This window comes from Massilia paldalensis (genome assembly GCF_044901715.1).
In the GTDB taxonomy this organism is placed as follows: domain Bacteria; phylum Pseudomonadota; class Gammaproteobacteria; order Burkholderiales; family Burkholderiaceae_D; genus Telluria; species Telluria paldalensis.
Genome location: NZ_JBJCIU010000005.1, coordinates 405,558 through 416,624, shown reverse-complemented (window position 1 = coordinate 416,624; position 11,067 = coordinate 405,558). Strand labels below are relative to the sequence as shown.

At 65.2% G+C, this 11,067-nt stretch carries 4 protein-coding genes; 1 reads left to right on the top strand and 3 read right to left on the bottom strand.

Translation table 11 applies throughout. The features are described from left to right. The first annotated feature begins 451 nt into the window (after positions 1-451). Positions 452-1,012: a hypothetical protein gene (locus ACI1V7_RS24480; RefSeq protein ID WP_404534590.1), complete on the top strand. Its 561-nt coding sequence runs from the start codon at positions 452-454 to the stop codon at positions 1,010-1,012. Between the two features lie 694 nt (positions 1,013-1,706). On the opposite strand, the gene ACI1V7_RS24475 is transcribed toward ACI1V7_RS24480, so the two are convergent. From ACI1V7_RS24475 to ACI1V7_RS24465, 3 genes are read right to left on the bottom strand one after another with little or no spacing between them, the layout of a single operon-like run. Further along, entirely contained in the window at positions 1,707-3,182 is a 1,476-nt protein-coding gene (locus ACI1V7_RS24475; protein WP_404534599.1) for a hemagglutinin repeat-containing protein, read from the bottom strand. Then, the gene (locus ACI1V7_RS24470; protein ID WP_404534589.1) at positions 3,161-7,483 is read right to left on the bottom strand and encodes a hemagglutinin repeat-containing protein; all 4,323 of its coding nucleotides are present in this window, start codon (positions 7,481-7,483) and stop codon (positions 3,161-3,163) included. The genes ACI1V7_RS24475 and ACI1V7_RS24470 overlap by 22 nt, the downstream gene beginning before the upstream one ends. Continuing rightward, positions 7,450-11,049 (bottom strand): two-partner secretion domain-containing protein, encoded by a 3,600-nt coding sequence (locus ACI1V7_RS24465; RefSeq protein WP_404534588.1) that lies wholly within the window; start codon positions 11,047-11,049, stop codon positions 7,450-7,452. Before ACI1V7_RS24465 ends, ACI1V7_RS24470 begins: the two co-directional genes overlap by 34 nt. Positions 11,050-11,067: the final 18 nt, after the last annotated feature.

Genomic DNA, 11,067 nt, shown 5'->3' with positions numbered 1-11,067 from the left:
GTCCACGATCAGTCACTTGCTTGACCGCCGCGACCTTGAATTCTTCCGTGTACCGCTTTCCACTCATGTTGACTCCTTTTGCCTAGAATTATGACTCAGGAGTATCTAGCGTAGTGGTGGCGATTCACCCATCAAACTTCTTCATTACAACGTCGACACCACGGACTGCACCGTTGTTGCTGAGGATGGCTGGCGGTACGAGTCTCTTTTCAACAATTTCAGGTCGCACGACTTGCGTACCTGAAAATAGCGGCGAAGCAGTGATCGTCCGCTTCGGGTCGGTTCCGGACTGTCGTGACCGTTGGTGACTTTTCCTCGACGACAACCTGCTATGCTGGGTCCAACGGCCGAGATCGGCCAAAAGCGGACCTGTAAAAGATAGGTTGTTGTTAAGGAGTCTATGCGCTTGAGCTATTACTAAGCAGTCCACTCAGAACGCGAAGCGAACGTTATGTTCCCGAATAAGATCAATGCACGGCTAGATCGTAAGCTGGGCATCCTATCGTGCGTCGCCTTGTGTTTGGTTCTTACATGCGCCGCGTACCTGGGCTTTAAACGTTGGGAGTCAAACTCGTATCGCGGCCTCATTCCGCCTGAAGTCGGTGTGGCCAATGCGCTTTTGATTGAAGGTAAATCAGGGTTTATGGAGGGATGTGGCGTTGCTATTTTTAGGCTAACGCCGCAAATGCGTGAACGAATTAAAGTACAAGGGCTCGCGGCTTTTGATGGCTCGCTCGACCAAAAGGATCATGTGCGCCCTTCAGTCGAAAGGCGTAGGTGGCAAGACGAAATGCGTAGCTGGGAAGAAACCCCTTATGTCGAAACTGGCGATGGAACGACGATGGAAGACAGTTGGCAGGTCGGCTTCTCATGCGCAGACCAAACCTCCGACCTCGTGCGTAGTATCACAGATGCGTTGCGTCAGCCAGGTTCGTTCGTAAGGAAGCTGCATGAAGCGGCTGTAGTAGTCGTGCCAGCTTTGGGGGTTGCTGCATTTGTACATAATGGCTAACCCTGTAACCTGCACGGTTTGTGCCGGAAAGTCAGCAATGGGTCGAGCGTGGACCTTGCGTCGGAGGTGGGGCTGCGTCATCGCGTTGATCCAGTGCATATTTGGCCGAACTGGTGTGGCGCTAAGTGTGGTGTTTAGCTAACTCTTCGATTCGTAGAGGTCGAGCCTGCCTGCAAGCCGTTTTGAGTACAGACGACGACATACGAGCCTTACACCTCACCGGAGGTACAATCGGACTTCGCCTGTATGACAGTCCACAGTTGTCCAAAGCTGTCTTGCCACGATTAACGCAATAGAGGGTATGAGTGAGGGTAGGCGCATAAACGGTATCGGGCGAGAGCCAGTTTCCATGCGGGCTTTAGGGCGCAATACGAATCCCACCGCCTCCGCCAAAGATTCAAAGAAAAAGCGACCGCAAGGTCGCTTTTTCTTTTTCGCGGCACCACAGGCGAGCAGAGCGCCTGTGCACGGAGCACGCTTGGCTGCGCACCTACAGGAACACGCATCAGCGACGACATACAGCGCCCGGATGGCGCTACCGGCGATGGGACCTGAGAGTGCGCTGCCGAAAAGCCGCACCTTCATCGATCCGTCGCCGGCTGCCAGCCAAGGCATGGTCATGCCTTGGCGGCAATCGAGTTGCGTCAGAGTGGCCCGCCGCGTCCCCGGATGCTTCAGGCAGTATTACCCCAAATCACCCTTTGGTCGACTCCGACGCCACCTTTGCCTCCGTCGCAATCTTCTTGGCCGGATTGGTTTTCTTCGCCACCGGCTTGGGTGCCACCTTGGCGGTTTTCTCGGGAGCAGCCGGCTTGTCGTTGACGCCTGCGCTGGCAGTCCCGGACTTCGGTGTCGACTCGGCTTCTCCCGCAACCGCCTTGGCCGGTCCAGCAGCCGGGGCAGCCGCCGCTGCCGGCTCCTGCTTCGGCTTGGTCTGCGACAGTCCCACGGCATTCATGCGGATGCCGCTTTCGGTGTCGGTCGCAGTGCTGCGCGTCACGCCGCCAGTCGCCTTGATATCCTGCCCGTCCGCGGCTTTCACCTCGGTGCTGACCAGGCTGGTCTTTCCTCCGGAGGCCAGCGTCAGCTTGCCGCCCGTTGCGAACGAGGCCTTGTCGTTGGTCGACGCGCTCCCGATGTCCAGGCCGATGCCAGCGCGGCTCGACGATTCCTTGGCATCCGGATTGCCCGAATTGGTCGTGGATTCGTGCTCACCGGACAGCGACACGCCCGTATTGCTGCTGGTGCTCTTCGCCGTCGTCACGCTGATGTCACCCTTGGCGGCGACGTTGATGTCGCCGTCCGCCGCTACCTTGGTGCCTTCGAAGCTGGCATTGCGGCCCGACGAGATATCGACGCTGCCGGCCTTGATGGTCGCAGCCTTCTTGTCGCTGGTGCTCGACGAGCCCAGCTCGAAGCCGACGCTGCCCGAGCGCTCTTTTTCGGTCTCCGGACCGGCAGCAGCGTTGGCGCCGGTGGCCGGGGCGTCGGCCTTGCCGCCGGTCGTCGTGGTGTTCGACGCTTCCATGCCGATCGAAGCAGCCACGCCGAAGGACGAGGAGGTGCTCTCGGCGGCCTTGAAGTTGACGTCGCCCTTGGCATCGATCTTGGCCGCGCCGCCTGCCGCGATATCGGTGCCTTCGAAGCTGGCGTTGCCGCCTGACTTGATCTTCAGATTGCCGCCGGTCTCCAGGGAGCCGGCCACGGCTTCCGAATTCTTCTCGGTCGAGTAGCCGCCTTCGGCGCCAAAGGCACCGCTCTTGCTCTTTTCGCTCGTGCCCTTGGCCTTGTCGCTGCTGCTTGAGGCCGACAACGACAGGCTGGCAGAGGCATTGGCCGACTCGCTGCTGCTCGTGTTGCGTGCCGCGGCGAAGTCGACGTTGCCGCCGGCCGTGATGTCGGTGTCGCCACCGGCGGAGACGGCCGTGCCTTCGAATTTCATGTCCTTGCCGGATGAAAGCGACAGGTTGCCGCCGGCCGCGATCTTGCCGGTCACCGCTTCGCTCGAGCTGGACTTCGTATTCTCGAAGCCGCCCGACGCCTCCAGGCCGGCGCCGCTGCCGCTGCTCGACTTCGACACCGAGATGCTGGCCTCGGCGTTGGCGGCCTTGCTGCTCTCGCTGCTTTCGTTGCGTGCCGCGTCGAAGCTCAGCTTGCCGCCGGCCGCGATCGAGGCGTCGCCGGCCGCGCCGATGTCGGTACCTTCGAAGCGCGCGTCGCCCGCCGTCTTGATCTCAGGCCGGCGCCGGACTGGATGCTGCCCGCTACCGCGGTGGACGAGGAAGCGCTGCCCGACCCTTTGTCGAATCCGCCGCCCAGGCCGCCATCCACGGCGCCGTCGGAACCCAGGTTCAGGCCGACGTTGGCATGGACGTCGACGTTCAGGCTGCTGTCGCTGCTGGTCTCCGTGTTCTTGGCCGCCTTGAAGTCGATCGACTTGGCTTCCAGCTCCACGCCGCCATCGCCGGAGATCTGCGTGCCTTCCAGCACGGTGGCATTGGTCGACTTGCTGCTGACCTTGCCGCCCGTCTTGATGGTCGAGACGACGGCCTCGCTACTGCTGCTGCTCGAGCTCGACGACGCGTGCTTGTACTGCGCCTCGACACCGATGGCGGCATTGGCCCCCGCTTCGGACTCGCTCTTGTTGTTGCTGGCCATGCCCGGTCCGAGCATGCCGGAACCGGCCTCCGCCGACGCGCTGGCACCGGCCTTGGCTTCCGCGTTGGCACTGGCGTACACGCCCAGGCGCATCGAATCCGACTGCGATTCGCTGCTCGAGAAGGTGGTATTCCTCGCCGCGCGGCTTTCGATGGTGTCGGCCGTCTGGCTGAAGTCGCCACCCGCTTCGATCGCCGTACCGACGTCGAGGATCTTGCCGGTGGCGTTGCGTTCGATGTCGCCGGAACCGGATCGGATGGTCGATACCCGTGCCGTCGTCGTCCCTTCGGTCGAGGATTCGGTCGAATGGCGCGCCTGGATGCCGGCACCGATCTTGGCTTCGGCCGAGGCGCCCGCTTCGGCGCTCGCGTTCATGCCCATGTTGGTGCCGCCGGCATCGTTGCTGGCGTGGGCGCCGGCCGATGCCGACGCGCCCGCTTCGGCGCTGGCGCTGCCGCTGATGTACAGGCCGGCGCTCGTCTTGGTGGTCTTGGTCGTCGTGACGCTGATGTCCTCCGCCGCCGTGAAGCTCATGTCCTTGGCCTTCAGCGACACACCTTGCTCGCCGCCGATGTCCGAACCCTGCACGGCAAGCTGGTTGCCGGCATCGACCTTCAGCTTGCCGCCGGCATTGATGGTGGTGCCGGTGTTGGTGACGTTCAGGCTGTTCTTTTCCGTGGTCATGGTGCGGACCACGTCGATGTTGGTATCCGACGATGCTTCGGCACCGGCGCGCGCGCCGGCCTGGGCGTTGGCGCTCGCTGCGCTGCCATAGCGGTCCGAGCCGGCCTTGGCGCCGGCCGAGGCCGACGCTTCCGCGCTGGCCGATGCCTTGTTGTCGGAATCCACGTACAGGCCGATCTGCGTCGTGGTGGTCTTGCTGGTCGAGATGTCGATGTCCTGCGATGCCAGGATCTTGACGTCGCCCTTGGCCTTCAGGTCGGCGTCGCCACCAGTGTTGACGGTGGCCCCCTGCAGGGTGATGTCCTTCTTCGAATCGACCTTCAGGTTGCCGCCGATGTCGAGCTCCGAACCCACCGCCTTCGACTTGTAGTCGTAGGTGTTGGTGGTGGTGGTCTCGGCCAGCGTGAGGCCTGCGCTCGCCGAAGCGCTCGCCTCGGCGCCGGCCGACGCGCCCGCGCCGGCCTGGGCACTGGCTTGCGCCTTGCCGTTCTTGTTGCTGGAGGCCGCATTGGCACCGGCATTCGAACCGGCGCTCGCGCCGGAATCCGCTTTGCCTTCTCCCGAAATCTTCAGGAAGGAGGTCGTGGTAGTGACCGACGTGGTGCGGTCCACGTCCTGGCCCGCCAGCACCTGCACGTCGCCCGCCGCGATGTTGGCGTCGCCGGCAACTTTCAGCTTCGAACCCTGCACTGTCATGGTGTTGTCGGTGGCGATGCTGGCGTTGCCGCCCACCTCGATGCCGGAAGCCACGTTGCGGCCTTTGAAACTGTCGGTCGTGGTATTGGTGGAGCCGTACAGACCGCCGCCCACGCCCAGGCCGCTGTGGCTGGTCGAGACGGACTTCTCGACCGTGTCCTGGCGCGAGACGACATTGACGTTGCCGCCGGCAGCCAGGTCGAGGTCGCCGCCCGTCTTCACGTTCGAACCGGCGATGGTGGTGTCGCCGCCACTCTTGATCTTCAGGCTGCCGCCGGTCTCCAGCGATGAGCCGATGTTCGTGGTGGTGGCGGTGCGCGTCGATTCGCTCGAGCTCGACAGCCCCCAGAGGCCCTGCGAGGCCTTGTAGGTCGAATCGACACGCTTGTCCTGGATCGTGTCGAGGGTGACCGCGCCGCCCGCCGCCAGCGTGGCGTCGCCGCCGGCCTTCACGTTGGCGCCCTTGACCGTGATGTCCTTCGCCGCGTCGAGCGACAGGTTGCCGGTGCTTTCGATGCTGCCGGTGGCGCCGATGACGGTGCGAGCGAACGCCTTGCCGCCATTGGTTTCGGCCACGGTCTGGTTGATGATGCTGCCCTCGGTCGACTTCACCGAGACGTCGCCGCCCTTGATCTTGCCGCCCGTGTTGACCAGGTCGCCCTTGGTCTCGATCGCCAGCGTATCGCCCTTGATGGTGCCGCCAGTATTGGCCAGGGTGTCGGCCTTGATGCTGGCGTTGGTGGCCGAGATCACCGGACCGCCGGTTTCGATCGCATCGCGGGTGCTGGACGCCAGATACACCACCGGGGCCAGCACTTTCTGGCCATTGACGGTCTGCTCGACCATCCACACGATGTCTTCGGTCAGGCCCGCGGCCTGTTCCTTGGTCAGCGGCTGGCCGTACACGAGGCCCAGGCTCTTCGACTGGGTGGTGGCCTGGTCCATCAGCGCCTGCATCTGGGCTGCTTCGTTCTTCATGCCTTTCAGGATGTTGTTGCCGGTCTGGGCGATCAGCTGGTCGCGTACCAGCTTCGCCTCGTAGTTCGAGTCGCCCAGGCGCTTCTGCTGCTTTTCCGGATCGATGCCGAGCAGTTTCGACAGGTAGTCCGAGCCGACCGAGTTGCTGCCTACCTGGAACAGCGGGTTGGTCTCGACCAGGTAGTTCGCGGTCGGGTCCTTGGCCTGCACGAAGTAGCCATTCGGGTTGGTCGGCAGGGTCAGGTTCAGGCCGGTGAAGCTGATGCCGTTGGCCGCGGCGACCGTTACGCCCTTGCTGGTGCCGGCCGCGCCCGCGGCCACGGCAGCCTTGAGGGGCAGGACGGCACCGAAGATGCCGGCCACGCCGGCACCGCTCGCGGTGGTGCCGCTGGCCGCGGTAGTGCCGCTCCCGGTGGTCGCGGTGGTCGCCTGCTGGTAGGGCGAACCCAGGTTCTGCAGTCCACCCGCGGCGAAGTTCAGGTTGGTGGCATAGATACCCGCGCGCCACGTCTTGATGGTCGTGCGCTTGGTTTCCAGGCCATAGGCGGCGTCCCGTGCCCCGTCGAAGCTGCCCGCGCTGCCGCTGAAGCAGCCGCCATCGTTGCAGTTGCCGATCTCTGCGGCCGTGGTGGCATAACGGTAGTCGTGCTCCAGGTCGCCGAAGGTGCTGTTGGTCTTGTAGTCGCGCCACCGGCGGGCATAGTCGATCTGCTCCAGGTGAAGGTCGCGGTTGGTGAAGGTGCCCGAGCCGGTGATGTTGATGTTGGGCGCCGAGATCAGCGAAGCGACATTGCTGGCCGATGCGCCGAAGTCGATGTCGATCGTGTTGCCGGCGATGATCACGCCCGTCTGGCTCGGCATCGGACGGTCCAGCTTCTGGATCACATGGTAGTTCTGGGCGTAGACCCACAGGTGATCGCAGGCCGCCCCGAAGATATTGCAGTTGTATTCGCCCGTATCGTGGGGCAGCGTATAGCCGTCGTACGTGATGTAGTCCGTCACGATGTTCGGCACCGCGCCGGTCGGCAGGTTGTTGAATGCCACCGTCGTCTTGATGGCGGTGTTGTTGGTCGAGATGACCGAATTGTAGTTGTCGAAGGTACCCGCCGACAGGGCGATGTCGGTCGCGTCCATCGTGCCGCTGCTGGTGTTGGTGATGGTCTGGTTCAGGGCACTCGTGCTCAGCTTGCCGGCTGCGTACAAGGCGCCGGCGTTGCTGATGCCACCACTGGACGTGGTGATGGTGGCGTTCGCCAGCGACGAGATGCCGGCCGTGTTCGAATTGCTCAAGGAGGCTGCGTTGAGCACGAGGTTGCCGCCCGAATGCATGGCCCCCTGGTTCTGCAAGCTGCCCGCGACGTCGATGGCGGCGTCGCCGTGGTCGATGCCGAAAATCATCACGGCAGTGCTGCCCAGGTTGCTCAAGCTGGAGGCCGACACGGTGCCGCTGCCCATTGCCTGGACGCGTCCCGTGTTGGTGACATTGCCGCCATACAGCGCAACGTCGTGCCGAACAGGGTCCCGCCATTGCTCAGCACCGAGGTGGCACGGCCGGCGGCGCCGAGCGTCAGGTCGGCGGCGGCCTGGATGCGGCCATCGTTGTTGACGGTGAAGCCGTTGCCGCCCTTGATGCGAACATCGCCTGAGCCGATCATCTTGGCGCTTGCGCCCACGTTGTTCAGTGCTGTTGCTACTTGGATATCGAGGTCACCCGCCGAGGTCACGCTGCCGCTGTTGATGACGGCGCCTGTGGTCGATGCCAGCCCGGTATTGCCCGCAGCCTGGACCGTGCCGCTGATGACCAGTGAACCGCCGGACAGCGTCAGCGTGCCCGCCGTGGCGCGCGACAGCAGGAGTCCGCTGCTGTTCAAGGAGCCAGCGGCAACGGCGCCCAGGCTGCCGTCCGTCTGCATGCTGCCCCGGTTGTCGATCGTGGCCGCGCTGGCCACGAGCTTGGCGCCGCTGTTGACCACGCCACCGGCGTAGTTGTTGAGGCCGGCGGATGAGCTCAGGGCAAGGCCGCCGCCAGCCAGCAACTGGCCGCTGTTGGCCAGGTCTCCGCCCGTGGTGGCCAGCATGCTGGCGCCGTTTGCCTGCAGAGTGCCGCTGTTGTTGAGCGAGCCGCTGCGCACGGCGACGTGCCCCGCCGCGTCGGAGGCCAGCAGGCTGCCGCTGTTGGAGAAGATGCCTTGGATCACGGCGTCGAACGAGCCGCCAGCCTGGACCTTGCCGAGGTTGCTCATTGCGCCAGCGCTGGCACGGAGGTCGACACCCGTCTGCACCGTGCCGCTGGTACTGATGACGCGCGCTGATTGTAGGTCGAGGTTGCCAGCGCTGACGACGGCGCCGCTGTTGACGATGTCGGTGGCGGTGCTGGTCAGTGCGGCGGTGCCGCCCGACTGCACGGTGCCGCGGTTGTCGATGCTGGCGCCGTCGATGCTCACTACCCCGGCTGCAATCTGCGACTGCAGGGTGCCTGTGTTGAGCACGACACCGCTGGCATCGATGTCCACGCCGGACATCCCTTGCAGCGTACCGCCGTTATTGACGCTTGCTGCGCCGACCGAGACATCGCTGCCCGCCAGTGCCGTCCCGGTGTTGGAAAGGGCCTGGGCGGCGCTCAGTGCGAGCCCGCCAGCGGCGGCGATCTGGCCCGTGTTGGACAGATCGCCGCGGGTGGAGCGCACACTCACGCTGCCGGCCGATTGGATCTTGCCGCTGTTGGCGGCGCTACTGCCGTCCAGCGCCACGGTGCTGCCCTTGGCAAGGGTCTCGATGCTGCCGCTGTTGGTCACACTGCCCGCGACGGATGCCGTGATGCTGCCGCTGGCCTGTACGGCTCCGCTGTTGGTGAGACCGGCGCCTGTGAGCGTCATGGCGCTGTCGGCCAACAGCACCCCATCCGGGCCGCTATTGGTGATGACGCCGCCGGCGTCGATCTCCAGCTTGTCTGCCTGGATCTGCCGGCTATTCTGCATGCCGGCGACGGTGCGGATGCCGATAGTGCGTGCCGACGACAGCAGGCCGCTGTTGCCAAGGCTGTTCGCGGCAATCGTCACGTCGCCATTGGCCCCGCCGTCGGCAGCCGCCAGTGCCAGTACCTGGCCGCTGTTGACGGCATCGCCGGCGACTTGCAAGTGGAGCGCGCCGGCGGACTGCAGGCGGCCGGCGTTGTCGAGCGATGCGGCGGTAATCGCCACGTCCTTCCCGGACGCGGTGGTCAGTACCATGCCGCTGGCGGCGTTGGTCACGGTGCCAACACTAACGATGCCGACATTGTTCGTACCCTGCACGGCGCCGGCGTTGGCGAGGGTGCTCGCGTTCACCGTCACGGTCTCGCCCAGCAACTTGCCGCTGGAGGCGTTCTGCAGCGCCAGCGCATTGCTTTGGCCGAGTACCAGGTTCTTTTGCGCCTGGATCAGGCCAGTGTTCGTCGCCGCCATGCCGGACGTGCCGGCCACGCTCAGGTCGGCGCCGGCCAGCAGCTTGGCGGCGTTGTCGAAGCTGGCGGCGGCGCCCAGCGCCATGCTGCCGGCGGCAGTCCCTTCGGTGCTGGCGTCCAGCGCCAGGCTGCCCGTGCGCGCGGTGACGCCGAGGGCGTCGGTACTGGTCAGCTTGCTGCCTGTGAAGCTGGCGTTGCCGTCTGCAGCCAGGTTGAGGGCGCGGTCGGCATTGCCTGCGGCGCTGCCGCTGTACAAGGTGGCGTTGGTGGCCGCCAGGTCGCCGTTCGCGTCGATGGACAGGTGGCCGCCGGCGCCCCAGGTGGTGCCGGACAGGGTGGCGCTGCCGGTAATCGCGACATCGACGTTGCCGCCGGCGCTGCGGGTGGCTTTCGATACCGAGCGGTCGTCCAGCCGGGCCGCCTTCACGCTGAGCGTCGTACCGGCCTTGATCGGTCCTTCGTCGAGGGTGAGGCCGCCGGCGGTGTCGAGCGCGACCCGGCCCTGGGCCGTCAGCGCACCGTTGGCGCCCGAGATCTCGAGCTGGCCGTCCCCGGTGGTGCCGGTCTGGCGCAGTGCTATATCGGCGCTGGCCGAGATACGGCTCTGCACCTGCACCTTGCCCGCGGCATCGACGGCGAAGTCACCGTTGCCGGCAGAGGCGTCGGCCAGCATGCGCACGCCGACGCCGGCTTCGGTGGCGATCAGGCGAATGCGGCCCGCGTACATGCCGCCCAGGGCAGTCGAGTCGATCGCATAGGCCGGCGCGGCACCTTCAGGCGTCAACGCGCCGGTGACCGCGCGCTCGGCATAGGACCATTGGTTGGCGCCCGTGTAGATGCCGAGCTGACCGCCCGCGGCGGTGTTGATCTGGCCGTCGATCCGCACGCTGCGCGTGACGATGTCGAGGATTTGCTGGGCGCTGGCATTCATCCCGGCGCCGTTGATCAGGATGTCGCCGCCGGTCACCTTGAAGCCGCCCACCGATCCGTCGGCGCCAAGGAACGGCACGCCGGTCGTCAGGGTCACGCGGTCGCTGTTGATGAAGCCGCATCCGCTGCAGGTGATGCCGTAGGGGTTGGCGACGATGACGTCGGCTTTGCCGCCCAGCACCTCGGTATAGCCGGCCAGCGTGCTGCGGCCGGTGCCGACCACTTCGTTCAGGATCACCTTGGCCTGGGCGTTCAGGTTGATGTTGCCCACGACCTGGCCGGCCAGCTTGGACTGGAGAACCGCGGCGTTCTTGAAGCTGCTGTTATTCAGGACGAGGCCCTTGCCGTCGACGTCGTAGCGGGTGAACTGGTTGTGCGAGAGGCCGGCCGCGTTGGCGGTGGCGATGTTCACAACCGGCACGCCGTTGGCCGAGACATAGGCGCTGGTATTGGCGCCGGTGGGCACGACGGTGGCGGGGGCCGCCTGCGCGAGCGCGGCGCCGGCCGCGGTCGCGCCCACGGCCAGGACGGCAGCCGAACGCACTGCGCGCACGGCGCTGCTGGCCTTGCCGTTTCCGCGTGCGGTTTCGGGGGCGATGACATAGGCGCCGCGCGCGGCGCTCCAGACTTGACGGAATGAGCGGTTCATGGAATGTCCGATTCTTTG